Origin of the sequence: Arenibacter catalasegens (assembly GCF_002909235.1) — a bacterium.
Taxonomy (GTDB): Bacteria; Bacteroidota; Bacteroidia; order Flavobacteriales; family Flavobacteriaceae; genus Arenibacter; species Arenibacter catalasegens.
The window spans coordinates 20,457-45,287 of sequence record NZ_PHQQ01000006.1 but is presented as its reverse complement, the minus strand read 5'-3'; the positions used below and the strand labels follow the sequence as shown (position 1 = coordinate 45,287).

The 24,831-nt window shown below is 37.4% G+C and carries 23 protein-coding genes; 14 read left to right on the top strand and 9 right to left on the bottom strand.

Annotated features, from left to right (window positions below; translation table 11 throughout):
- Positions 1-9: 9 nt before the first annotated feature.
- The 6 genes from CWD90_RS06655 to CWD90_RS06630 all read left to right on the top strand — a co-directional run bounded on the left by CWD90_RS06655 (position 10) and on the right by CWD90_RS06630 (position 7,419).
- Positions 10-405: a hypothetical protein gene (locus CWD90_RS06655; protein ID WP_103475291.1), complete on the top strand. Its 396-nt coding sequence runs from the start codon at positions 10-12 to the stop codon at positions 403-405.
- A 105-nt stretch (positions 406-510) separates the two neighbouring features.
- Positions 511-993: a GbsR/MarR family transcriptional regulator gene (locus CWD90_RS06650; protein ID WP_103475161.1), complete on the top strand. Its 483-nt coding sequence runs from the start codon at positions 511-513 to the stop codon at positions 991-993.
- Between the two features lie 81 nt (positions 994-1,074).
- Complete coding sequence (locus CWD90_RS06645; protein ID WP_285901299.1) at positions 1,075-2,196, top strand: efflux RND transporter periplasmic adaptor subunit; 1,122 nt, start codon at positions 1,075-1,077, stop codon at positions 2,194-2,196.
- Between the two features lie 25 nt (positions 2,197-2,221).
- Positions 2,222-5,359, top strand: coding sequence for an efflux RND transporter permease subunit (locus CWD90_RS06640; protein WP_103475159.1), 3,138 nt, complete (start codon positions 2,222-2,224; stop codon positions 5,357-5,359).
- 4 nt (positions 5,360-5,363) lie between these two features.
- Positions 5,364-6,791 carry an efflux transporter outer membrane subunit gene (locus CWD90_RS06635; protein WP_103475158.1) on the top strand — a complete coding sequence of 476 codons (1,428 nt, stop codon included), beginning with the start codon at positions 5,364-5,366 and terminating at the stop codon, positions 6,789-6,791.
- 19 nt (positions 6,792-6,810) lie between these two features.
- Positions 6,811-7,419, top strand: a complete 609-nt coding sequence (locus CWD90_RS06630; protein WP_157941172.1) for a TetR/AcrR family transcriptional regulator — start codon at positions 6,811-6,813, stop codon at positions 7,417-7,419.
- A gap of 13 nt (positions 7,420-7,432) precedes the next feature.
- Here CWD90_RS06630 and CWD90_RS06625 read toward each other — a convergent pair whose 3' ends face one another.
- Both CWD90_RS06625 and CWD90_RS06620 read right to left on the bottom strand, forming a co-directional pair.
- Positions 7,433-7,906: a CYTH domain-containing protein gene (locus tag CWD90_RS06625; protein ID WP_103475290.1), complete on the bottom strand. Its 474-nt coding sequence runs from the start codon at positions 7,904-7,906 to the stop codon at positions 7,433-7,435.
- Positions 7,907-7,919: 13 nt separating this feature from the next.
- The gene (locus CWD90_RS06620; protein WP_103475156.1) at positions 7,920-8,582 is read right to left on the bottom strand and encodes a Rossmann-fold NAD(P)-binding domain-containing protein; all 663 of its coding nucleotides are present in this window, start codon (positions 8,580-8,582) and stop codon (positions 7,920-7,922) included.
- Positions 8,583-8,659: 77 nt separating this feature from the next.
- Here CWD90_RS06620 and dinB point away from each other — a divergent pair, with 77 nt between their 5' ends.
- Positions 8,660-9,757: a DNA polymerase IV gene (gene dinB, locus CWD90_RS06615; protein WP_103475155.1), complete on the top strand. Its 1,098-nt coding sequence runs from the start codon at positions 8,660-8,662 to the stop codon at positions 9,755-9,757.
- 175 nt (positions 9,758-9,932) lie between these two features.
- On the opposite strand, the gene pyk is transcribed toward dinB, so the two are convergent.
- The 5 genes from pyk to CWD90_RS06590 all read right to left on the bottom strand — a co-directional run bounded on the left by pyk (position 9,933) and on the right by CWD90_RS06590 (position 14,367).
- On the bottom strand, positions 9,933-11,375 hold the full coding sequence (gene pyk / locus CWD90_RS06610; RefSeq protein WP_103475154.1) for a pyruvate kinase: 1,443 nt from the start codon (positions 11,373-11,375) through the stop codon (positions 9,933-9,935).
- A gap of 4 nt (positions 11,376-11,379) precedes the next feature.
- The gene (locus CWD90_RS06605) at positions 11,380-11,844 is read right to left on the bottom strand and encodes an IPExxxVDY family protein (RefSeq protein WP_103475153.1); all 465 of its coding nucleotides are present in this window, start codon (positions 11,842-11,844) and stop codon (positions 11,380-11,382) included.
- Positions 11,845-12,025: 181 nt separating this feature from the next.
- The gene (rnc, locus tag CWD90_RS06600; RefSeq protein WP_103475152.1) at positions 12,026-12,763 is read right to left on the bottom strand and encodes a ribonuclease III; all 738 of its coding nucleotides are present in this window, start codon (positions 12,761-12,763) and stop codon (positions 12,026-12,028) included.
- Between the two features lie 8 nt (positions 12,764-12,771).
- Positions 12,772-14,022, bottom strand: coding sequence for a beta-ketoacyl-ACP synthase II (fabF, locus tag CWD90_RS06595; RefSeq protein ID WP_103475151.1), 1,251 nt, complete (start codon positions 14,020-14,022; stop codon positions 12,772-12,774).
- Positions 14,023-14,133: 111 nt separating this feature from the next.
- A complete protein-coding gene (locus tag CWD90_RS06590) occupies positions 14,134-14,367 on the bottom strand; it encodes an acyl carrier protein (RefSeq protein WP_008269813.1) in 234 nt (77 codons plus the stop codon).
- Positions 14,368-14,526: 159 nt separating this feature from the next.
- Here CWD90_RS06590 and purN point away from each other — a divergent pair, with 159 nt between their 5' ends.
- The 4 genes from purN to CWD90_RS06570 all read left to right on the top strand — a co-directional run bounded on the left by purN (position 14,527) and on the right by CWD90_RS06570 (position 18,687).
- On the top strand, positions 14,527-15,096 hold the full coding sequence (gene purN / locus CWD90_RS06585; RefSeq protein WP_103475150.1) for a phosphoribosylglycinamide formyltransferase: 570 nt from the start codon (positions 14,527-14,529) through the stop codon (positions 15,094-15,096).
- Positions 15,096-15,731: a ribonuclease H1 domain-containing protein gene (locus tag CWD90_RS06580; protein ID WP_103475149.1), complete on the top strand. Its 636-nt coding sequence runs from the start codon at positions 15,096-15,098 to the stop codon at positions 15,729-15,731. The genes purN and CWD90_RS06580 overlap by 1 nt, the downstream gene beginning before the upstream one ends.
- Before the next feature lie 86 nt (positions 15,732-15,817).
- Positions 15,818-16,744, top strand: coding sequence for a PfkB family carbohydrate kinase (locus tag CWD90_RS06575; RefSeq protein WP_103475148.1), 927 nt, complete (start codon positions 15,818-15,820; stop codon positions 16,742-16,744).
- Between the two features lie 44 nt (positions 16,745-16,788).
- Positions 16,789-18,687, top strand: a complete 1,899-nt coding sequence (locus CWD90_RS06570; protein ID WP_103475147.1) for an amidophosphoribosyltransferase — start codon at positions 16,789-16,791, stop codon at positions 18,685-18,687.
- A gap of 503 nt (positions 18,688-19,190) precedes the next feature.
- Here CWD90_RS06570 and CWD90_RS06565 read toward each other — a convergent pair.
- Positions 19,191-19,781: a carboxymuconolactone decarboxylase family protein gene (locus CWD90_RS06565; protein WP_103475146.1), complete on the bottom strand. Its 591-nt coding sequence runs from the start codon at positions 19,779-19,781 to the stop codon at positions 19,191-19,193.
- Between the two features lie 55 nt (positions 19,782-19,836).
- Here CWD90_RS06565 and CWD90_RS06560 point away from each other — a divergent pair, with 55 nt between their 5' ends.
- Genes CWD90_RS06560 through recJ form a run of 3 tightly spaced genes read left to right on the top strand, consistent with a single transcriptional unit; the run spans position 19,837 to position 23,914 of the window.
- A complete protein-coding gene (locus tag CWD90_RS06560) occupies positions 19,837-20,259 on the top strand; it encodes an OsmC family protein (RefSeq protein WP_103475289.1) in 423 nt (140 codons plus the stop codon).
- 20 nt (positions 20,260-20,279) lie between these two features.
- Positions 20,280-22,190 (top strand): peptide-N-glycosidase F-related protein, encoded by a 1,911-nt coding sequence (locus CWD90_RS06555; protein ID WP_103475145.1) that lies wholly within the window; start codon positions 20,280-20,282, stop codon positions 22,188-22,190.
- Between the two features lie 5 nt (positions 22,191-22,195).
- Positions 22,196-23,914, top strand: coding sequence for a single-stranded-DNA-specific exonuclease RecJ (recJ, locus tag CWD90_RS06550; RefSeq protein ID WP_103475144.1), 1,719 nt, complete (start codon positions 22,196-22,198; stop codon positions 23,912-23,914).
- Positions 23,915-24,052: 138 nt separating this feature from the next.
- On the opposite strand, the gene CWD90_RS06545 is transcribed toward recJ, so the two are convergent.
- Positions 24,053-24,826, bottom strand: a complete 774-nt coding sequence (locus tag CWD90_RS06545; protein ID WP_103475288.1) for a UDP-2,3-diacylglucosamine diphosphatase — start codon at positions 24,824-24,826, stop codon at positions 24,053-24,055.
- Between the last annotated feature and the right edge of the window lie 5 nt (positions 24,827-24,831).

The following is a 24,831-nucleotide window of genomic DNA, read 5'->3' as shown; positions in this document are numbered from 1 at the left end:
AACGCCCAAGTGAAAAAAGATATAGAAATTCCGATTGCAAAGAATGTACATGTGGCCATTATACCTGAATGGAATGATGAGTTCTTGGAAAAAAATTGGAATGCCTATATCATTAATGATAGGGACACTGTAATTGAAGCGGTCATAGCGGTCTCCAACGGATTCGAAGGTGAACGAAAAACATCTACCATGCGTCATGGACTGGGAGATATCCCTGCCAAGGAGTATAGAAAAATAGAAATGTTACAGGAAGATCTATTAGCATTTAACAATGAATTTTTTGTTACTTTTTTTGCTGATGACAAACTTTATGAAAAACGCTTCACTTTTGAAAAATACGCTATTAGCGAATCCAATATAGGGCCTATACCTGTTATGGAAAAGGAGGGTGTCCTAGCCAAATAAATGTCTTAAGAAAAGAAGTCAATTTTTAATTAACTAAAAATTAACGATATCGTTGGTTCGTTTTTAACCGAACTAACACTATATTTGCGCCTTAATTCTTATAAAATGAATAAAGAAGAGCACAGAAAAGAGCTAATAGAGGAATTGGGGATACACTTTGAAGGTGAATACTCTTTACCTCCCTTAGCGGCTAGAATCTTCGCTACTCTAATTCTTACAGATGAAATTGGGCTAACATTTGAAGAATGTTTGCTAAAAAGAGGTGCTAGCAAAAGCTCTATTTCCACATCGCTAAATTTGTTATTACAGCTGGGTATGGTTAGTTATTTTACCAAATCTGGGGATAGAAAAAGATATTTCAAGATAGCTGATAAAAACACTTTTTTCATTAAAAAATTGGAACAGGCACTTAAAAAAGTACAAAACGAATCTAGAATAATTCAGAAAGTAGTATCCTATAACAGAACATTCAATCTCGAAAAATTTGAAGCGAACCAAGTAAAGACGAAAACATATATGAAATGCCTAGAGAAAAATCAAGAAGCATTTGAAGAAACTATAGCACAATTGTCAAAACTCGAGAATTAAAAAAATTTAACTCAATAGTTCGGTTGACACCGAACATTACGAATTAACAAAACCTTAACAAAACTCTATCAATCTATTAAAATGAAAAGAATCACAACAATAATCTTAATAGGCATCGCAACCATACTATCCTCTTGTGGTAATAAAAGTGCAACGCAACCTACATCAGCCCCACCTGCAACTTTTCCAGTTTCTCAAGTGCAACATAAAACAGTAACAGGGTATATAGATTATCCTGCCTCTATTGAAGGAAGGGTAAACAGTGGTGTAAGAGCTAAAACATCAGGATATATTGAAAAAGTATTAGTTGACGAAGGTCAAAAAGTACGTAAAGGACAAGTGTTATTTAAATTAGAAACACAGTCTTTAAATCAAGATGCCGGAGCGGCAAAAGCCCGTGTTAATGTAGCCCAAGTAGAAGTAGATAAATTGATTCCTCTTGTAGAAAAAAATATTATTAGCTCAGTGCAATTAGAAACGGCCAAAGCTAATTTAGCACAAGCTAAAGCTAACTATAGCGGTGTCTCTGCAAACATTGGTTACGCAACTATTAAAAGCCCTATAGATGGTTATGTTGGTTCTATAAATTTTAGAGAAGGTGCATTAATTAGTCCAAGTGATGCAACCCCATTAACCACAGTTAGCGAAATTGACCAAGTATATGCGTTTTTTAGTTTCAACGAAGCGCAATACATAGACCATTTACTGAGATCTGAAGGGAAAAGTAAAGCAGAACGCATTAAAAATTCACCAGATTTGAGTTTGGTTTTAGCTAACGGTAAAATTTATTCAGAAAAAGGACGTATACAAACTAGTACAGGTCAAGTAAATCAAAATACCGGAACCATACAAATTAGAGCAGCTTTTAACAATCCAAACGAAATTTTAACCAATGGAAACAGCGGTAAAATAAGATTTCCTATAGAATATAAAGATGCCGTAGTGGTCCCTCAAACTGCCACTTTTGAGCAACAAGGAAACATAATGATATTTAAACTTGGTGCCGACAACAAAGTAGAAACTGCCATTGTAAAAATAAAAGGAACAGTAGACAACTTATATGTTGTTGACTCTGGTATAGACACTAATGATAAAATTATTGTTTCTGGTGTTGGTAAACTAAGAAACGGAATGGTCATTACACCTCAAGAAACTTCTTTTGAAGATGCCATTAAACCAGTAGCAACCTTATTTAAGAACTAGTCAACAACTAACAAAAATAGTAGTCATGTTAAAAACATTTATTGAAAGACCCGTTCTTTCAACAGTAATTTCTATTATCATAGTATTACTAGGAATTATCAGTATTACTAGCTTACCTATAGAGGAATACCCAGATATTGCACCACCAACTATTAAAGTTACTGCAAATTATACTGGAGCAAATGCAGAAACAGTTTTGGAAAGTGTCATTATTCCAATTGAAGAACAAATTAATGGAGTGGAAGGTATGACGTACATTACGTCTACCGCATCCAATACAGGTGCTGCTGAAATTACGGTATATTTTGATCAAAAAATAGATGCAGATATTGCAGCTGTAAACGTGCAAAACCGTGTAGCAAGAGCAACTCCTTTATTACCTCAAGAGGTTACTCAAACTGGGGTAACAACGCAAAAGCAAGAAACTAGTGCGTTAATGTTTATCTCTATGTATACTGAAAGCGAAGATTACGATGCTACGTTTATTCAGAATTACTTAAAAATTAACGTTATTCCTGCAATGCAACGTATTAGCGGTGTTGGAGATGTTAGCGTGTTTTCACAACAAGATTATGCAATGCGAATCTGGTTAAATCCAGAAAAATTAGCTTCATACGGTTTAATTCCTTCAGATATTTCTGCCGTATTAGCAGAACAAAATTTAGAAGCAGCGGCTGGTTCTTTAGGCCAGAATAATGGAGAGTCATTTTCTTATACATTGACCTATAGCGGGCGTTTTAAAGACGAAAGCCAATACAGCGACATTGTAATTAAAGCATTAGGAAATGGTGAGTTTTTACGTTTGAAAGATGTTGCAACTATTGAGTTAGATGCCCAATCTTACGCGGCTAACGCGATGAGTTTAGGTCATCCAGCTGTGTTTATGGGAATCTTTCAAACAAAAGGTTCTAACGCCAAAGAAATTATAGAGAACATTAAAGTTACTTTGGAATCGGTTAAAAGTGACCTTCCAGCAGGTTTAGACATTTTTGTACCGTACGACACTAGTTTGTTCTTAAATGCGTCGATTGATAAAGTAATAACAACATTGTTAGAGGCATTTTTACTGGTATTCTTAGTGGTATTTCTCTTCTTACAAGATTTCCGTTCTACGTTAATTCCTGCAATTGCAGTGCCAGTTTCTATTATTGGTACATTCTTTTTCTTGAATATTTTCGGCTATTCCATCAACTTATTAACCCTATTCGCATTAGTGCTTGCTATTGGTATTGTGGTAGATGATGCTATTGTTGTTGTTGAAGCGGTTCATGCTAAAATGGACGGCGGTGAACACAATCCTAAAAAAGCAACCTTAACCGCCATGAACGAAATATCTGGAGCCATTATATCAATTACCTTGGTAATGGCCGCGGTATTTATTCCGGTAACATTTGTAACGGGCCCAACAGGTGTATTTTATGAACAATTTGGTGTCACTTTAATTATTGCCATCCTTATTTCTGCAGTAAATGCCCTAACCTTAAGTCCAGCGTTGTGTGCTCTATTATTAAAAGGACACAAGGAAGACGAAGAACTAAAAGGAAAAAGTCCATTAAAACGTTTTTATACATTATTCAATCGTGGCTTTAGCGCGACAATAGATAAATATGGGAACTCACTTCAGTTTTTATACAAAAAGAAATTTATTTCGGTTTTATTATTGATCATTGCTATTGTCGGTATTTTCTGGGCATCAACAACAACCCCAACAGGTTTTGTACCTAATGAAGATAGAGGGATTATTTTCGCAAATATCGAATTGCCACCAGGGGCTTCTTTGGATAGAACAGATGCTGTTTCAAGAAAATTATACGACAAAATAGAAGGTATTGATGGTATTGTAGCAGTTAACTTTATTAAAGGCAGAAGTATAATTAGTGGAACAGGCAGTAATTTTGGTTTTGGTATTATAAAACTTAAAGATTGGAGCGAACGTAAAGACGACGCACTTTCAGCACAGGCAATTACCGGAAAATTATTTGGTATAGCTGCTACTATTCCAGATGCTAATATAATTTTCTTTTCACCCCCAAGTATTCGTGGTTTTGGTAACTCAGCTGGTTTTGAGATAAATTTATTGGATAAATTTGGAGGGGAGTTTTCGGATTTGGACAAAGCTAAGAATGACTTTACCATGGCTTTAATGCAACATCCAGAAATTAAATACGCAACCTCCGCATTTAATACGAATTATCCTCAATACGAAATGGAAGTGAATGTGCCTTTAGCGAAAGAAAAAGGAGTTTCTATAACTAGCATCTTTTCCACATTGCAAGGCTACATAGGTGGAATTTATGCGTCCGATTTTTCTAGATTTGGAAAACAATTTAGGGTATACATACAAGCATTACCAGAAGACAGAGCAGATAAAAATGCGTTAAACAGTATGTATGTGAGAACAGATACAGGAGAAATGACGCCAATTACACAGTTTGTAAATTTAAAACGTGTTTATGGTCCACAATCGGTTACGCGTTTCAACTTATTTAATTCTACGAGCATCACTGGTGCCACAAACGACGGATATAGTACTGGAGATGCTATTAGGGTTATTGAGGAAGAAGTAGCAAAACTACCAAACAATTATACCGTTGCTTATTCTGGTTTAACACGTGAAGAGGTGAATGCAGGAAACCAAACCACCTTCATTTTTATATTAAGTATTCTGTTTGTGTATTTCTTATTAAGTGCACAATACGAAAGTTATTTACTGCCATTTGCAGTAGTACTATCATTACCATTTGGTGTATTTGGCGCGTATATAAGTACTAAGTTTTTAGGCCTAGAAAACAATATTTATTTCCAAATAGCTCTAATCATGCTTATAGGATTGCTCGCTAAAAACGCTATACTTATTGTCGAGTTTGCGTTACAAAGACGAAAGAATGGCGAGAGTATTGTTGATGCAGCCATCCACGGAGCAAAAGCGCGTTTGCGTCCAATTTTAATGACATCGTTTGCCTTTATTTTAGGATTAATGCCATTAGTATTAGCAAATGGTGTTGGAGCAGAAGGAAACAACTCGATTGGTACAGGAGCAGCAGGAGGAATGCTTATTGGAACCATTTTAGGAGTCTTTGTAATTCCTATCCTATTTATATTATTTCAATGGTTACAAGAAAAAGTTTCTAGTAAACCAGCAATACAAACTATTGAAGATTAAGACTATGAAATCCATAATAAAACACAAATTCTTTAGCAAACCAGTATTACTTTTAATGGTTACCTTAACCTTACAAGGTTGTTTCGTTGCTAAAGATTATACGAGACCTGAGTTAGTGGAAACTCAAAACTTATATAGAACAGATAACCTACCAACCGATAGCTTATCGATGGCAGGCGTCTCTTGGACGACCTTATTTACTGATAGTTACTTAAATCAGTATATAGAAGATGGTCTTCTATACAATATTGACATACGTATTGCAATTCAACAAATAGCAACAGCTGAAGCCTACTTAAAGCAAGGCAAAATGGGCTATTTGCCAACCCTAAATGTAAACGCTTCGGCATCTAGAAACTATTTGTCCAAAAACGGACAACAGGGTGCTATTCTAAGCAGTTTGGGTCAAGATCATATCGATCAATTTGAATTGTCTAGCGCACTATCCTGGGAAGCCGATATTTGGGGGAAAATCAGAAGTAATAAACGGGCTTATCAAGCTAGTTATTTACAAAGCGTAGCGGCGCATCAAGCTGTAAAAACACAATTAATATCTGTCATAGCCTCAACATATTATGAATTACTGGCATTAGATGCACAATTGGCAATTACTAAGCAAACTATTGAAACTCGTGAAAAAGGGGTGGTAACTATTAAGGCATTAAAAGATGCTGGACAAGTAACCCAAGTTGCCGTAGATCAAAATATTGCGCAGTACAATAATGCAAAAGTATTAGAACTAGATTTGGAAACCTCTATTTTTAAAACTGAAAATGCCTTAAGTATATTATTGGGAAAAACACCTCAGCATTTTGAAAGAAGCAGTTTAGATACACAAGAAATACAATCTGATTTAAAACTTGGAGTTCCTGTTAGCCTATTACAAAACAGACCTGACGTTATGGTCGCAGAGTATGGTTTAATTGAATCTTTTGAACTAAGCAATGTTGCAAAAAGTAGTTTTTATCCATCCTTAACATTGACAGCTTCTGGTGGGTTTCAAAGCTTGGACTTTGATAACTTATTTAATGCAAACTCGTTATTTGCAAATTTATTGGGCGGATTGGCACAACCTATATTTAATCAACGAAAAATTAGGACTCAACATGAAGTTGCCAAAGCCCAACAGGAACAAGCTTTATTGAACTTTAAAAACTCGCTGTTAATTGCAGGAAATGAAGTCTCAAATGCATTATATGCCTATAATAATGAAACGAAAAAGTTTGAATTTATTAAAAATGAAGTGGAAGCTTTGCGCAATGCAGAAAGCAACTCTGAAGAGTTACTAAAAAATGGTTATGCCAATTATTTAGATTTATTAACGGCTAGGCAAAGTGTATTGAGTGCTGAATTAAATTTGATTAATAACAAACTTTCCCAATTATATTCAACCGTAGAATTATATCGTTCATTAGGCGGTGGATGGCAATAACTTCCTAAGTGAACAACTGGTGGAAAATAAAGAAGTGTTTTTAGAATTCGCTACTTCCAAATTTTTAAAATTTGGAAGTAAACGCTATACTATAGACGACTTCGCCCATGAAATGGGTATTTCAAAAAAAACAATCTACCAGCATTTTTCGAGTAAGGAGGATATTGTTCAGGAAAGCCTCGTTTTCATGTTGGATAAGATAAAAGACCAAATTGAAAATATGGTAGAAAAAGAAAAATCCAATCCTATTCAGGGAGTCATTTCCATTTATAGGATTGGGTTCTATAATCTTAAAAGGTTTAGCCCATCATTTTTATTGGGACTAAAAAAATACTATCCCAAGGTAAAAGAACAATTCAACGATTTTAGAACAAAAGAAGTACATACCCCTGTTCTTAGGCTACTAAAACAGGCTCAAACCAATGTTCAAATTCGAGCCAATGTCAATTTAGCGCTCACATGCAAGCTGTACTTAAACCGACTGGAATATGTACTTTTTACAAACAACAACCTATTTGACCAATATTCCAACCAAGAACTTTTGGAACATTTAATCATAAATAATTTAAGGGGAATAGCATCAGACCCTACTTATATGGATCGGGAAGCGATTGGGGCAGCACTTTAGTAATTAATGATATTTATTTATTCCATGTTTTAAATGGATTTTTACTCAACTGCGAATTGTAATATTTAATATCCGATGTTACTTCGTCCCCTAGCCAAATCGGCTTTAAAAAGTCCTCCTCCTCGTGTTTCAATTCAATTTCGGCTACTATCAATCCTGAATTCTCCCCAAAGAATTCATCCACTTCAAAAATATGAATCCCAACCTCAACATAATATCTCACCTTGTCTATTACCCCTGGTTCGGACAATTTCATGAGGGCATCTGCTTCCTTGAAGGGTATTTCCTTCTCCCATTCAAAGCGGGTGGTTCCACTGAGGTTGCCCTTTCCCTTAACGGTCATAAATCCTTTATCGCCCTTGATCCTAACCCTAACAGTCCTTAAAGGATCTGTGTTTAAAAACCCTTGTACAATTCTTTCCTTCTTAATAGCGTCCGATTTGAAGTCTTCCGACTTCACTAAAAATTTACGCTCTATTTCAATCACAGGTCTTATAATTTTATTTCTGAGCAATATACTTAATCTCATCAGATTCTAAGCGAACCGTTTCATAATCGTGATTGCAGAGCCAAACCATAGCCTTAGCAATTGTATCCGGAGCTATTGGCCTGTATTTTTCCAAAGGGCCCACAAGTACAAAATGGAACAACCCCATCAACTGTTTTCCAAGCCATTCCCCTAACCTTTTTTCTTCCCTTTTTCCACTGATCAGGGAAGGTTGCAATAAATAAGTGTTGGGTATTTTACAGTTCAATACTTCCTTTTCCATTAGACCTTTGGTCCTGTTGTAAAAAAGTTTACTTTTCGGATTCGCTCCCAATGCCGAAATGACCACAATAGTATTTATTCCCTTTTCTTTGCAAAGCCTAGCCGCAGTTACTGGAATGCCATAATCTATTTTTTTATATAAATCCTTTTGTGGAGTTTTAGCTTTGGTAGTACCTATACAGCAGTAGACTTCATCCGCAAAAAAAAGGTCCCTAAACTTTTCCAAATGTAATATATCCCCAATATGCTCCTCCAGTTTGGGGTGAACTATGCCTATTTTAGACCTTGAAAATATCTTAATACTACCATATCGTTCATCCTTTAACAACATGTGAATAACAAATTTCCCAGTTAAACCAGTAGATCCTAAAATGATGGCCGATTTTTTCTCCATTTTCCCCTCTTTTAATTTATTAGAATGAATTGGACAATTATTTAGATCGCAACACATAGTTGTTATAAATTTACGGTATGAATTTGGATTTCGCGCATCGAAAAATTATCCATGTGGATATGGACGCATTTTACGCCTCCGTGGAACAAATGGATGACCCAAGTTTAAAAGGCAAGCCATTGGCCGTAGGTGGAGCTGAAAAACGCGGTGTGGTTGCGGCCGCCAGTTACGAAGCAAGGAAATTTGGCGTCCGTAGTGCCATGAGCGGCTATATGGCCAAAAAGAATTGTCCTGAGTTAATTTTTGTGCCTCCCCGTTTTGAACGGTACAAAGAGATTTCCCTTAAAATTAGAAACATTTTTTACGATTATACGGATTTAGTAGAACCCCTTTCTTTGGACGAGGCTTATTTGGATGTGACCACCAACAAAAAGGGGAACCCTTCTGCTTCCCTAATTGCTAAGGAAATAAGACATCGTATTTTTGACGAAGTAGGCTTAACTGCCTCTGCAGGTATATCCATTAATAAATTTATAGCCAAGGTAGCCAGTGACTACAACAAGCCCAATGGTCAAAAAACCGTTAATCCAGAGGAAGTTATTTCCTTTTTGGAAGAACTGGAAATTCGAAAATTCTACGGCGTTGGAAAAGTTACGGCCGATAAAATGTATCACCTAGGTGTATTTACGGGTAAAGATCTTAAGGAGAGATCCATTGAATTCCTAAAGGATAATTTTGGAAAAAGCGGCGAATACTATTACCATGTGGTAAGAGGAATACACAACAGCGAGGTAAAACCCAACAGAATCCCAAAGTCCGTAGGTGCCGAACGCACCTTTGATGAAAATCTGAGTAGTGAAATTTTTATGCTCCAGCGATTGGAAAACATTGCCAAGGAACTGGAAAGGCGGCTAAAAAAATCGAAAATATCTGGAAAAACGGTAACCTTAAAAATAAAATACAGCGATTTCACCCTACATACACGGAGCAAGACCCTCCCCTATTATATTGCTGAAAAATCCTTGATTCTGGAAACTACCAAGGAATTGCTTTACCAAGAAAAAATGGAAAATTCCGTTCGACTATTGGGCATATCCCTTTCCAATTTAAATACTGAAAAAAACGAACCCTTGGAACAAAAGTCCCTTACCGTTCAATTAAAGTTCGACTTATGATTAATAAAATCCCCTAGGCATACCTCCAAGTATTGCACTTGAAACTCAGCTAAAAATCAACCATCGCATTTCAATACATTAAAGCTTATCAAATCCTAATCCCACTAATAAAAAGGACCTGTAGGATTTTGAAAATCTTACAGGTCCAATTAAATATATTTAGTAAAATGTATTTCTAAAAATCACAGCTTTCTATCTGAGAAACACGTAAGGTATTTACCATACCTTTTTCTTTTATGGGCATAGCAGCCAAACTGATCAACATATCACCAACCTCTAAAAACCCCTTCTGACAGGCCATTTTATTTACATCCTCAATGGTCTCATCTGTGGAAACAAATTTATCGTAATAAAATGCCTTTACTCCCCACAGCAGGTTCAACTGGGTAAGAATTCTTTTATTGGAGGTGAATACCAAAATATGTGCCTTTGGTCTCCAAGCAGATATTTGAAAAGCCGTATAACCACTATTGGTCAAGGTAGATATTGCCTTGGCCTTAATTTCATTGGCCATATTGGCAGCATGGTAGCAGATAGATTTGGTAATATACCTATTGGTCCTTACCTGTGGTGGCTCATGCGGCACCTTAATTAATTCTGAATTCTCCACACTTACCAAGATACTCGCCATTTTCTCTATAACCTGAACAGGATAATTACCAACAGAAGTCTCTCCAGAAAGCATTACGGCATCTGCACCATCCATAACGGAGTTGGCAACATCGTTCACCTCTGCACGGGTAGGAGTAAGGCTTGTAATCATTGTTTCCATCATCTGGGTAGCAATAATCACAGGTATTCTAGCTTTTTTGGCCCTTAACACCAATTGTTTTTGAATAAGTGGTACTTCTTGAGCTGGAACTTCAACACCTAAATCGCCCCTAGCAACCATTAATCCGTCACAATAGGCTATAATCTTATCAATGTTCTCTACCGCTTCAGGCTTTTCAATTTTGGCAATAATAGGAATTTTATATTTGGAATGTTCCTTAATGATATTTTGTAAATCTATTAGATCCTGGCTAAATCGTACAAAGGAAAGTGCTATCCAATCCACATCTTGGGAAATTGCAAAAATTGCATCTTTAATATCCTTTTCCGTTAATGCAGGAAGAGAGATGTTGGTATTTGGTAAGTTAACGCCCTTTTTAGACTTTAAAGGTCCTCCCTGGATTACTTTAGCCTTAACCTCATCCTTAGAATTGGTGGAAATCACTTCGAACATTAACTTTCCATCATCCAATAGAATACGCTCACCGGCTTTTACATCTCTAGGGAAATTGGCATAGTTCATATACACTCTCTCAGCATTTCCCTCAAAAGGCTTACCGGTAACAAATGTTATTTCGTCTCCAGGAGAAACGACCACTTCACTAGCCATTACCCCGACCCTTAATTTTGGCCCTTGTAAATCAGCAAGAATTGAAGTGTTGGTACCCAATTCGTCGTTAAGTTCGCGAATCATCTTTATACGCTCTTCCACGTCTTTATAATCGGCATGGGAAAAGTTTACCCTAAAGACATCCACTCCAGCCTCAATCATGTCCTTAAGAACACTCTTCGTACTAGTAGCTGGTCCTAAGGTTGCTACTATTTTTGTCTTTTTGTTTGTTGACATTATTTTAAAATATTAAATTATTTTTAGATTTTAACTTACTGGCATCCACTACATAAGCTGTTATGATCTTTGGGATTGCTAGTACTGACTTCAAAATTTCTTCTTCCACGTCGATTTCGTCGTGTTCTATCTTTAAAAAATAGTCCACATCCCTGTATTCCGGAACCAAATGATATTTTGTAAATGAGGGTTGGTCTTGAAAGAGATTTCCTATACTTAATTTCTCTTCCTTTACAACATTGTTATTAACAAGTGTAAAATAGCGATCATTTACTTCGTCTCTCCAATCAAATATTGGGAACGAGCCACTTTGGGATATTTCCAAATCGTTCACGGACCTCTTTAACTTCGTTTTTAAACAAGAATTAAGAGTATATACCAGCATAAAATCTTCGATACTGCTGTGCAAAGCGATTAAAGTGAAAGTTTCTTCATAAAAATCTTCCGAAATTTTGTGTATCGCTGCCATACTTTCCGTGAAAGGCGTAAATATAGGATTAATAACGAAACCAGCCTATCCATTTTAGCTATAAAACGTTGTGTAACCTACGAAAACGTTGGAGTTAAACAAATTTTGATGTTAACTGGGCCATTGACAAGTTTGCTTAGCAAAGTTTCACATAATTCCATCAATTCAAGAACCGCTACTCTTAAGATTTATCCATTTTGTCCTGTAAGGCAAAATAAGCTCTCTTGGATGCCCTTTCTTCGGCTTTCTTTTTTGAAGTAGCCCTAGCCTTGGCAACAATTTTACCCCCTATGGATAATTTCACGGCAAAATGCTTAATTACATCATTGCCAGTGTCTTCGTATATATCGTAATTGAAGGATTTTTTTTGTTTTTGGCACCATTCTATTACCAAGCTCTTGTAGCTTATTACCTTACCCTCCAATTGTTCTATATCCACATAGGGATCTATAATTCTTTTACTAATAAATTTTTCACAATACTTATACCCTCTATCCAAATATATGGCACCTACCAAGGCCTCAAAAACATTGCCGTGAATATTGTCCCCAAAACGGGATTTAGGAATTCTACTCTCCACAAAATCGATAAGTCTAAGGTCCTTCCCCAATTCATTGAGGTGTTCCCTACTTACAATTTTAGACCTCATTTTGGTCAGATAACCCTCGTCCCCCTCCGGTACTTTGATATACAAATGTTTGGAAATTATGGTCCCTAGCATGGCATCTCCTAAAAATTCCAAGCGCTCGTAATTCATTGGGAAGCCCTCTCTGTCCTTTCTGTTGGCAGAACGATGTACGAACGCTTTTTGATAAATTTCCAAGTTTTTAGGCTTAAATCCTAGGATTTTTTTCATTCCCAAAAAAAAATTCCCATCCTGTTTTGAATGGGAATTAAATAAATTGGAAAAAGCGTTCATATTTTGAATTAGCTAATTTTTTTAAATATCACACATGCATTGTGTCCCCCAAATCCAAAAGTATTGCTCAGAGCAACATTTACCTCTCTTTTTTGCGCCTTGTTAAGGGTAAGGTTTAATTTAGGGTCAATGTTTTCATCTACCGTAGTGTGGTTTATGGTCGGAGGTACCAAACTATGTTGCATTGCCAAAATAGAGGCTATGGCCTCTATAGCCCCGGCCGCACCCAAAAGGTGACCTGTCATGGATTTAGTGGAATTTATATTCATATGGGGTGCATGTTTACCAAAAACCTTGGAAATGGCCTTTAGTTCAGCAACATCCCCTAATGGGGTTGAAGTACCATGAGTATTTACGGCATCTACATCCTCTGGTTTTAGTCCCGCATCCTTTAAGCAATTCTCCATTACACGTACAACCCCAATTCCTTCCGGATGTGGTGCTGTCATATGATAGGCATCACTAGATAGGCCTCCACCTGCAACTTCTGCGTAAATTTTAGCTCCTCTCGCCATTGCATGCTCATATTCTTCAAGTATTAACGCTCCAGCTCCTTCTCCTAGAACAAAACCGTCCCTAGTAGCATCAAATGGTCTGGAAGCGGTTTCAGGACTATCATTACGTGTTGAAAGTGCATGCATGGCTCCAAAACCTCCCATTCCGGCAATTGTAACCGCAGCCTCACTTCCTCCTGTAACTATAACATCACAATACCCCAAACGAATAGTGTTCAAAGCGTCTATTATTGCATTGGCAGAAGATGCACAAGCCGATACCGTTGTATAATTGGGACCCATAAAACCATGCTTTATGGAAATATTGCCAGGTGCAATATCAGCAATCATTTTGGGGATAAAGAATGGATTAAACCTTGGGGTACCATCTCCTGCGGCAAAATTTAAAACTTCGTTCTGAAAAGTCTCCAACCCTCCTATACCAGCTCCCCATATTACTCCAACTCTAAACTTGTCTATTTTGTCAAGATCTAGGCCTGAATCTTTAATGGCCTCATCAGAAGAAATTAGAGCATATTGGGCAAATCGGTCCAATTTACGAGCCTCTTTTCTATCGAAATAATCCTCAGCATTATAGTTTTTTAGTTCGCATGCAAATTTTACCTTAAACTTCTCTGTATCATAATAAGTAATAGGAGCAGAACCACTTTTTCCGTTCTTTAAACCTTCCCAATACTCTTCAATATTATTGCCAATAGGTGTTAAAGCACCTAGACCAGTAACTACAACTCGCTTTAATTGCATTGAACTAAATTTTTGTTTAACTTAATAAGTTAGGTGTAAATTAAAAAAAATTATCCATGCAGCGTCTTTACCACATGGATAATTTTGAAACTTGTTCAAGAAATCATAAAATTACTTGGCTTCTTCTATATAACTTATAGCTTGACCAACTGTAGCAATGTTCTCTGCTTGATCGTCTGGAATCTGAATATCGAATTCCTTTTCGAACTCCATAATCAATTCAACAGTATCCAATGAATCTGCCCCTAGGTCGTTGGTAAAGCTAGCTTCGGTTACAACTTCGTTCTCGTCAACACCTAATTTATCTACGATGATAGCTTTTACTCTTGATGCAATGTCTGACATAATAATATCGGTTTTAAAAATTTAAATTGAAGGCAAAAATAAAAAACTTTGGTTTAATAACACTATTTGTCGTTAAAATGTGATGTAATTTAATAAAATTAAATACAAGAGTGCTATTTTAGCTCAAAATTATTTTCTGTCCTAACCCCAACAAACTACATGAAAAGTATAGTCCTATTTGCTTCTGGCTCTGGCTCCAATGTTGAAAACATAGTACGCTATTTTAACACAAATCCTGAGGTCTCCATTAGCTGTGTACTATCCAACAAAAGGGACGCCAAGGTTTTCGAAAGATGCAACCGTTTAAATATTAACGCATTATACTTTAATAAACATTCTTTTTATAATTCGGACTGCGTTTTAAATGTCCTTAAATCCCTGAGCCCAGACCTTATAGTGTTGGCTGGATTTCTATGGAAAATTCCCGATAACCTCATCAATAGCTATCCCAATAAAATTGTTAATATTCATCCAGCATTGCTACCTAAGTACGGAGGCAAAGGAATGTACGGTATGCATGTCCATGAATCCGTAAAGAACAATAACGAGTCTGAAACAGGTATAACTATCCATTATGTAAACGAAAATTACGATGAAGGCGCCATAATAAAGCAGGCAAAAGTTGCATTAAATCCTAACGACACCCCTAATATGATTGCCGAAAAGGTTCATCAGCTAGAATATGAGCACTTTCCTAGAGTAATAGAAGAGGTATTAATGGGGAAATAATGGCCAAAAAAGAGAAATTTTATACGGTATGGAAGGGGAGCAGACCAGGAATATACACCAGCTGGAAAGACTGTAAATCGGCAATCACCAACTACAAGGGAGCACAGTACAAATCTTTCCCCAGCTTTGAAGCTGCAAAAAAGGCCTTCAATGGCGATTACGAGGACTATAAGGGCAAAAAGAGCAATACCCCTACACTTAGCAAGGAGTTATTACAGAAAATTGGCCAACCCAATTATAATTCTATTTCGGTAGATGCAGCCTCCAGTGGAAATCCAGGAATAATGGAATACAGAGGGGTGGACACAAAAACCAAAAAAGAACTCTTTAAACAAGGACCTTTTAAACAAGGCACCAATAATATCGGAGAGTTTTTGGCATTGGTACACGGACTTGCCTATTTAAAGCAAAATAATAGCAATAGAATATTGTACACAGACTCCAAAACAGCCATGAGTTGGGTCCGAAAAAAAAGTTGTAATTCCAAATTGCCCGAAACAGCCGATAACAAAGTGGTGTTTGATCTGGTACGCCGCGCCATTACATGGCTAGAAAAAAATCCTTATAGCACTACCATAGTTAAATGGGAAACCAAGGCCTGGGGAGAAATTCCCGCAGATTTCGGTCGGAAATAAAGATAAAATAATTTTTAAAATTTGATTTCCAATGCCATGGAAATAGCAGTTCAAAAACCTATCTTTGCAGCAAATTTTAAAATTTAATGGGCAAACTTTTAATTGTAGGCACTGTTGCCTTTGACGCTATAGAAACCCCTTTTGGCAAAACCGATAAAATATTGGGAGGGGCAGCTACTTTTATTGGTCTGGCAGCTTCCCAGTTTAAGGTAAAATCGGCTATTGTTTCAGTTGTAGGCGAAGATTTTCCACAGGAATATTTAGATTTGTTGACCGATAGAAATATTGATATTTCTGCCCTACAAGTTATCAAAGGCGGTAAAACCTTCTTTTGGAGTGGCAAATACCATAATGACCTTAACTCTAGAGACACCTTGTCCACAGAATTAAATGTTCTTGCCGACTTCAATCCGATTGTTCCAAACAATTTTAAGGATGCCGATGTATTAATGTTGGGAAATTTACACCCAGACACTCAAATGAGTGTAATTAATCAGATGGAAAAACGACCAAAACTTATAATCTTGGATACCATGAACTTTTGGATGGACCATGCCCTTAATGAGTTGAAAGAAGTTATAAAACATATAGATGTTATCACCATTAACGATGAAGAGGCCAGACAGCTTACCAGTGAGCACTCCTTGGTAAAGGCTGCCGAAAAAATTCAAGCAATGGGACCTAAATATGTAGTGATTAAAAAAGGAGAGCACGGAGCTTTATTGTTCCACAAGTCAAAGGTATTTTTTGCTCCTGCATTGCCCTTGGAAGAAGTTTTTGACCCAACAGGGGCCGGTGATACCTTTGCTGGTGGTTTTGCCGGGTATTTGGCAGAATCGGAAAACATAAGCTTTAATAATTTAAAAAGCGCTGTTATCCACGGTTCCAACCTAGCTTCCTTTTGTGTTGAACGCTTTGGAACAGAAAGAATGGAAAAATTAGAAAAGAAAGAAGCTAACAATAGGTTGCTCCAGTTTAAAGAGTTGACCCAATTTGATATTGAATTACAATAAATATATGCCCTGACCTAACAGGGCATTTTTAATTTAAAGTTACCATGAGCGACGCTATTAAGCATGAATGTGGAATTTCCTTAATTCGGTTATTAAAACCGTTGGAATATTATCAAGAGAAGTACGGGTCTGCCTTTTACGGGGTAAACAAGATGTACTTGATGATGGAAAAGCAACATAATCGAGGACAGGATGGTGCTGGTTTTGCCAGTATTAAATTGGATATGGATGCCGGTGAAAGGTATATGAGTCGGGTACGATCCATAGACCAACAGCCTATACAGGACATTTTTGCCCAAATAAATGACCGTATAAATACTTCGTTTAAGGAACACCCAGAATATATAAATGACGTGGCCAAACAAAAAAAGCACATTCCTTATATTGGGGAAGTACTTTTGGGACACGTACGTTATGGAACTTTTGGCAAAAACAGCATAGAAAGCGTACATCCTTTTCTAAGGCAGAACAATTGGATGCACCGGAACCTGATCGTAGCCGGGAATTTTAACATGACCAATGTTAATGAGCTTTTCGACCAGCTTATACAAATTGGCCAACACCCAAAGGAAAAGGCCGATACCGTAACGGTAATGGAAAAAATTGGGCATTTCTTGGATGATGCCGTAGCACAGCTTTATAAGGACATTAAAAAAGAAGGTTTTAACAAGAGGGAAGCCTCTCCAATAATTGCCGAAAGATTAAATGTTGCCAAAATTTTGAGGAGGGCGGCAAAAAACTTTGACGGTGGTTATGCCATGGCAGGTCTTTTGGGGCATGGCGATTCCTTTGTCCTTAGAGACCCCGCGGGAATAAGACCCGTTTATTATTACCAAGATGAGGAGATTGCAGTAGTGGCATCAGAAAGACCTGCAATACAGACGGTATTCAACGTTAGCTTCGACGATGTTAAAGAGTTGGATCCAGGACACGCCATTATCATTAAAAAAAATGGCAAGGTTAAATTCAAGAAAATTTTAGAACCCACCGAAAGAAAAGCCTGTTCTTTTGAACGTATTTATTTCTCTAGGGGGAGTGATAAGGAAATCTATCAAGAAAGGAAAATGCTGGGAAAATTACTTTTCCCCTTAATCCTTAAATCGATAGATGACGATATAAAAAATACTGTATTTTCATATATTCCCAATACTGCAGAAACCTCCTTTTTCGGAATGGTAATCGCAGCACAGAATTACATGAACAAGAAGAAAGAAGAACAAATACTTTCTATTGGCAGGAAAATAACAAGGGAAGAACTACATGAGATTCTGGAAGTGAGGCCCAGGATAGAGAAAGTAGCTATAAAAGATGCTAAACTCAGGACCTTTATAACCCAAGATAGTAGTAGGGACGATTTGGTTGCCCATGTCTACGATATTTCCTATGGATCTGTAAAGGAAAACGACAATCTGGTAATTATAGATGACAGTATCGTTCGTGGAACGACCCTACAAAAAAGTATACTTAGAATTCTTGATAGACTATTACCTAAAAAAATAATAGTGGTTTCCTCCGCCCCACAAATCCGTTATCCGGATTGTTACGGTATAGACATGGCCAAACTAGAGGATTTTATTGCCTTTAGAGCTGCATTGGCACTACATGAAGAAAGAAACACTATGCACCTTGTAGAGGAAATATATAAAAAGTGCTTGAACCAAACCGGATCACATGATACCGAAGTAGTGAATTATGTGAAGGAATTTTACACCCCTTTTACAGCCGATGAGATTTCCCACAAAATTGGCCAATTGTTAAGTCCACCCGATATTAAGGCAGAAGTGCAGATTATATATCAAAATATTGAAAACCTTCATGAAGCCTGTCCTAAAAACTTAGGAGACTGGTATTTTACAGGTAACTATCCCACTCCAGGTGGCAATAGAGTAGTAAACAGGGCATTTATCAACTTTTTTGAAGGCAAGAACGAACGAGCATATTAATAATTTCATCGATGAAGTGTAGGTTTTTATGCACTTCATCGATGAAATACACTCTTTAACGTAAATTTGATCAAAAACCTACTGAGCACATGTACTTTAGTATTGCCATAGCATAAGTAGGTTAAGTTCATGGTAAGATTTGGGGCAAAAAAGGTGGAGACTTCTCCACCTTTTTTATTTGATCAAATCCCGGTCACTTTATCTCTCATGCATTATATCCCGTATTTCCAACTGTTTACCGAACAAGGAGTATTTCAACTTATTAAAGAGACATTCATCTAAAACCTTTTTCCAATGGCTTTGATTACTATACTTTTGGAGGACCATAGCATAAGTAGGTTAAGTTCATGGTAAGATTTGGGGAAAAAGGTAGAGCAATGCTCTACCTTTTTATTTTAGGCCAAGTCAGTATTTGATTTTGGAAAAGACAAAAATCCTAATTCTTTATTTCGGGAATCCAAATACCTTCTGCTAAGACTACTAAATTGTAGAAATATTTGTTTCTAAACATGTTTGCCTTTTTCCCAACCACATTTTTCCAAATATTGTTTAGCGCTTTCAATAGCACCACCTTCCAAGGTAGTACCCATGGTATCGTTCCACCGATTTAGGAATCCGAATAGGGATATAACGCCCAACATTTCCACAATTTCCCCTTCATTCCAATGCTTGTACAACTCTTCCTTTATTTTTGGATTCATGGCATTGGGTACTTGTGAAGCCGCCAAGGCAAAGTCCAATGCCGCACGTTCGGCCTTAGAGAAGGCAGCATGCGTTCTGTACTCCCATATATTATCCAATTGCTCCTGATCTGCTCCATAACGCTCTGCAGCACGAATGGCATGAGCTTGGCAATAGCGACAACCAGTAGCATTACTACTTACCCAGGCCATCATCCGCTTTAATGCCGAACTAACTCTGCCTTCATTCGCCATCACGGCCATGTTAAGGTTAATAAATGCCTTGGAGATAGCTGGCCGATGCTGCATCGTCAAAACAGAATTGGGACAGAACCCCAAAGTTTCATTAAAAAATTCAGCCAACTTTCTAGTCTCTGAATCATGATTGGCATCTAAAGGTTCTACAAGGGACATGGTTTCTGAATTATGCTTATTTTTGACCTATACAAGTAACGAAAAAATCACCTACATGACAAATCAAATCACTACCAAATGGCTAGGTAATATGGCCTTTGAAAGCAACAATCCTTCAGGAAATAACCTTATTATAGATGTAGCCCCTGAAAATGGGGGAAAAGGCATGGGGTATAGACCAAAAGCACTCATGCTAACTGCTCTGGCCGGTTGCTCTGGATTGGATGTAGCTTCACTGATCAAAAAAATGAAACTGGAGGTAGAAGAATTTAGAATAGAAACCATTGCCAACCTTACGGAGGAGGACCCAAAATATTACGACAAGGTTGTGGTAGAGTATCATTTTAAAGGTAGTAACCTCAACGAAAAAAAATTGCAGCGCGCAGTTGATCTTTCCGTTGAAAAATATTGTGGGGTAATGGAAATGTTCCGACAGTTCTCTAAAATGGAGGTCAAAACCTATTTTAATAAGCAATAATTTCCATTTCAATTTTCCCTATGACCAAAAAAGTGTTATTTCTATTGAGCGTTTTTATTTGGACCCTTCAAAGTTTAAATGCCCAGTTTAAAGAAAATATTATATCCCATAAACAAGAAACCATCGTTACAGATCCTTCCAAAGGTAAAAATAGTTATAAACGATGGGCCGCTTTTCCTTCCAAAAACAAGGAAATTCGTCAGATACTCCTAAATCTTACTTTTGAATGTCCCGACAATATGCGCTGTGCGGATTGGGATTATGTAGACCATATTAAAGTGCGACCAAAGAATGACACGATCAGTTATGAGATTGCCAGAATGCTGACACCATATGGTGGAAGGTTTCAGGAAGACTGGCGATTTGATTGGAAAGTGGACATCACGGATTTTAGTCCTATCTTAAGGGATAGTCTGGAGATAGACTACATCCATACGGGTTATGAGGACAATAAAAGCCGTGGATGGAAGGTAACTGTAGATTTTGAAATAATTTATGGTAAACCTGTAGCTGAGCCACTGGCCTTATATAAAATTTACGATGGTAATTACAGTTATGGAGATAAAACAGATCCCATTGAAAACCATTTGATACCTATAACGCTAAAAGCCAATACCAAATCGACCTTCGGAAAGGTAAAGATCCATCAAACCGGACACGGAATGGATGCCAATGGCTGTGGGGAATTTTGCGATAAATACAGGCAAATACTTTTTAATGGCCAAGTTATAGACACAAAGCAATTGTGGATGGAATGTGGTGATAACCCGCTTTACCCACAAGCAGGAACCTGGATTTTTGATAGGGCCAATTGGTGCCCAGGCTATTTATTACAACCAGATGAGGTAAGTTTTGATACGAATCCCGAAAAGGAATTTACCATTGACCTTAATATGGAACCTTATGAAACCGAAAAACCCAGTGCCAAGGAACTCCTTGTTGCCTATGTTCTGGAATATGGTAAAATAAACGCTGAGCATGACGTGACTTTAGTGGATATAATTTCCCCTTCCAATGAGAAAATACATAGCCGCCAAAATGAAACCGGAACTTTACCACTTATCCGCTTCAAAAACAACGGCAAGAATAATTTAAAATCTTTTGTGGTCAATTATTATTTGGAGGGACAAAAACCTAAGAAATTTAGTTGGAAGGGAAACGTCCCATTTGGGGAAACAGCACTACTAACATTACCTGAGGAAATATTTAGTGATAAAGAGTCGGCCCGTTTTTTTGTGGAATTAAAAAGGCCGAATGGCAAAAGGGATGGATTTGAGGAGGATAACTCCAAGAGTTCAGGCTACACCAGACCACATATTTTACCGGTATCAAGTATTATTTATTTCAAGACCAATAACAAGCCGGGGCAGAATTCCTATTCGGTTACCAATGGCTATGGAAAAGAGGTGTTTAAAAGGGACAGTTTAGATCTTAAACCAAATACCGTGTATTTGGATACCCTAACGCTCCCAGAGGGCAACTATACTTTTAAGGTATCGGATAAAGGTGGAGATGGACTTGAGTTTTGGTATAAAGCAAAAGACGGACGTGGTGATGTTAAACTATTGGATACCTTAGGACAGGCCATAAAACATTTTAACTCCGACTTCGGGAGCAATATAATTTATAACTTTATGGTAAAACCCGAGGCCAAGTATCATTTGGACAACGAACCGTCCATAACCATGTTTCCGGCAAGAACTGATGGTCCTGTAACCTTGGATTATTTTGCCAACGATCCAAAAGATGTGGAGATCATCATTACCCAACAAGAAGATGAGTCCAAAATAGTGGAAACCCATTCCTACTTGAATTTTAGAAAGGGTACCTTTACGTACGACCTCTCCTATTTGCCTAAAATGCGGTACTATATAAAGGTAGTTATAGACGGCAAGGAAGTGTTTAAAAATAGAATTAGGCTTAAGGAATAATTGCCATGCGCTGGACCATTAAACCAAAACCCGAACAGCAACAAATAAATACATTGGCAACCGAGCTAAATGTAGAGGAATTAGTGGCGCAATTATTATTGCAACGTGGCATTACAAACTACGAGGATGCCAAAAACTTTTTTAGACCACAGCTTTCACACTTGCACGATCCCTTTTTAATGAAGGATATGGATAAGGCCGTAGCTAGAATCGAAAAAGCTATAGCCCAAGAGGAAAACATATTGGTGTTCGGGGATTACGACGTGGATGGCACTACTTCCGTGGCCCTTGTATCTTCGTATCTGGAAAACAGCTATCCCAATGTGGCTACCTATATCCCAGACCGGTACAATGAAGGCTATGGAGTGTCTTACCAAGGAATAGATTTTGCTGAGGATAATGGGTTTTCTTTAATAATTGCTTTGGATTGCGGGGTTAAGGCAATAGACAAGGTTGCATATGCCAAGGAAAAAGGCATCGATTTTATTATTTGTGACCATCATAGACCAGGCAATACATTACCCGATGCAGTAGCCGTTTTGGATCCTAAAAGACCAGATTGCTCCTATCCTTATGACGAACTTTGTGGCTGTGGGGTAGGATTTAAATTGATACAGGCGCTCGGAAGTAAAAAAGGGCAGACCACCGAGGATTTAATTCCCTATCTAGATTTGGTAGCTACTGCCATAGGAGCAGATATAGTTCCCATAACAGGGGAAAATAGAGCTATGGCCTATTGGGGGCTTAAGGTAATAAACCAAAACCCCAGAACAGGATTTAAGGCCATCATCAACCAAATACATAAAAAAGAACTTACCATTACCGATGTGGTGTTTATAATTGCGCCGAGAATTAATGCCGCCGGACGAATGGAGCATGGGCAGCATGCCGTAAATCTCCTTAAGGAAACCAATTTGGAGCGAGCGGAAATTTTTGCTGCCGAAATTGAGAAATACAATACGGACCGTAGAAATCTAGACCAAGAAATTGCAAAGGAGGCACTACTACAGATTCAAGAAAACAAGGAAGAAGAAGGTTTTACCTCTGTAGTTTATAAGGAAACTTGGCATAAGGGAGTTATCGGAATTGTTGCCTCCCGGCTTATTGAAACCTATTATAGACCCACCTTGGTTTTCACAAAGAGTGGCAACAAATTGGCAGCCTCTGCAAGATCTATAAAAGGTTTCGACGTATATGAAGCCTTGGAAGGCTGCTCGGATACCATTGAACAGTTTGGAGGTCATATGTATGCCGCGGGACTTACCTTACTTGAAGAAAATTACGAAGCCTTTAAATCCAAGTTTGAAGAAGTAGTTTCCAATACCATAGATCCTAAACTGCTATCTCCCGAAATAATGGTGGATACTATAATTAGTTTGGAACAAATTACCCCAAAGTTAATGCGGATTATTAAACAATTTGCTCCTTTTGGGCCCGGTAATCTAACTCCCGTTTTCATGGCAGAAAATCTTAAGGATACTGGTTATGCGAAAGTAGTTGGCCAGGAGGGAAAACACCTGAAATGTAAGTTATTTGATAAAAATAATGGTTCAAAACGGGAAGCTATTGATGCAATTGGATTTAATTTGGGACCGAATTTACCTACAATTTTGAATACATCAGTAAATGCGGTTTTTTCCTTGGATGAAAACGAATGGCAGGGAAATATATCACTTCAAATGAAGTTAAGGGACCTAAAAGAGCATGTTAATTATCAATATTAATTTATTAATAACCACAACGCATCATAAAAATTTAATATTAACAGGCCCAGGCTACAGGAAAAGGTAAGAAATAAACTACCCATTTAATTCAATAGTTCCTTTTTCCAATTTTTCTTTCAATTTTATCAAAAACACCTATTACTTTCCGCTGTCCGAGGTCTCAAATTTTTTCAAGGACAAACTAGATCCATCAAATTCACCATAGGTAAAATAAGAAATCCAATCCCCTAAATTTATATAGGTAGATTGATCGTTCAAAGTAATTTCCAAAGGCAGGTGCCGATGTCCAAAAACAAAATAATCGTAGTGCTGCTGCTCTAATTTCCGCTTGCAATATTGCACCAACCATTCGTTCTCGTCACCCAGAAATTTAATATCCTCATCCCCAGAGATCATCTTGTTCTTTACAGAAAGATATTGAGCCAATTTTACACCTAAATCTGGGTGCAACCAATTATAAAGCCATTTGGAGACTGGATTAGTGAAGACTTTTTTCATCCGTTTATACCCCTTGTCCCCAGGCCCAAGACCATCACCGTGCCCTATTAAAAAAGAAGTTCCGTTTAATAAAAAAGACTCAGGTCCATGAAACACTGGAATATTCAACTCGTCTTCAAAATATCCGTTCATCCATAAATCATGGTTGCCGACAAAATAATAAACCGGAATTCCCGAATCTGTAATTTCTGCAAGTTTTCCTAAGGTTCGGGTAAAACCCTTGGGTACCACGGTTCTATATTCGAACCAAAAATCGAACAGATCGCCAAGGAGAAAAATAGCGGCTGCATCCTGTTTTATGGCGTCCAACCATGCCACAAACTTTTTTTCACGTGGAAAACTAAGGTCCTTCGTAGGAGCCCCTAAATGATTATCACTTGAGAAGTAGATCTTTTTGCCCTTGGGAACGTCAATAGTTT

Coding starts and splice junctions, on each gene's coding strand:
- CWD90_RS06650 (WP_103475161.1), top strand. CDS start 511: ATGAATAAAGAAGAGCACAGAAAAGAGCTAATAGAGGAATTGGGGATA.
- CWD90_RS06645 (WP_285901299.1), top strand. CDS start 1,075: ATGAAAAGAATCACAACAATAATCTTAATAGGCATCGCAACCATACTA.
- CWD90_RS06640 (WP_103475159.1), top strand. CDS start 2,222: ATGTTAAAAACATTTATTGAAAGACCCGTTCTTTCAACAGTAATTTCT.
- CWD90_RS06635 (WP_103475158.1), top strand. CDS start 5,364: ATGAAATCCATAATAAAACACAAATTCTTTAGCAAACCAGTATTACTT.
- CWD90_RS06620 (WP_103475156.1), bottom strand. CDS start 8,582: ATGGAGAAAAAATCGGCCATCATTTTAGGATCTACTGGTTTAACTGGG.
- dinB (WP_103475155.1), top strand. CDS start 8,660: ATGAATTTGGATTTCGCGCATCGAAAAATTATCCATGTGGATATGGAC.
- pyk (WP_103475154.1), bottom strand. CDS start 11,375: ATGTCAACAAACAAAAAGACAAAAATAGTAGCAACCTTAGGACCAGCT.
- CWD90_RS06605 (WP_103475153.1), bottom strand. CDS start 11,844: ATGGCAGCGATACACAAAATTTCGGAAGATTTTTATGAAGAAACTTTC.
- rnc (WP_103475152.1), bottom strand. CDS start 12,763: ATGAACGCTTTTTCCAATTTATTTAATTCCCATTCAAAACAGGATGGG.
- fabF (WP_103475151.1), bottom strand. CDS start 14,022: ATGCAATTAAAGCGAGTTGTAGTTACTGGTCTAGGTGCTTTAACACCT.
- CWD90_RS06590 (WP_008269813.1), bottom strand. CDS start 14,367: ATGTCAGACATTGCATCAAGAGTAAAAGCTATCATCGTAGATAAATTA.
- purN (WP_103475150.1), top strand. CDS start 14,527: ATGAAAAGTATAGTCCTATTTGCTTCTGGCTCTGGCTCCAATGTTGAA.
- CWD90_RS06580 (WP_103475149.1), top strand. CDS start 15,096: ATGGCCAAAAAAGAGAAATTTTATACGGTATGGAAGGGGAGCAGACCA.
- CWD90_RS06575 (WP_103475148.1), top strand. CDS start 15,818: ATGGGCAAACTTTTAATTGTAGGCACTGTTGCCTTTGACGCTATAGAA.
- CWD90_RS06570 (WP_103475147.1), top strand. CDS start 16,789: ATGAGCGACGCTATTAAGCATGAATGTGGAATTTCCTTAATTCGGTTA.
- CWD90_RS06565 (WP_103475146.1), bottom strand. CDS start 19,781: ATGTCCCTTGTAGAACCTTTAGATGCCAATCATGATTCAGAGACTAGA.
- CWD90_RS06560 (WP_103475289.1), top strand. CDS start 19,837: ATGACAAATCAAATCACTACCAAATGGCTAGGTAATATGGCCTTTGAA.
- CWD90_RS06555 (WP_103475145.1), top strand. CDS start 20,280: ATGACCAAAAAAGTGTTATTTCTATTGAGCGTTTTTATTTGGACCCTT.
- recJ (WP_103475144.1), top strand. CDS start 22,196: ATGCGCTGGACCATTAAACCAAAACCCGAACAGCAACAAATAAATACA.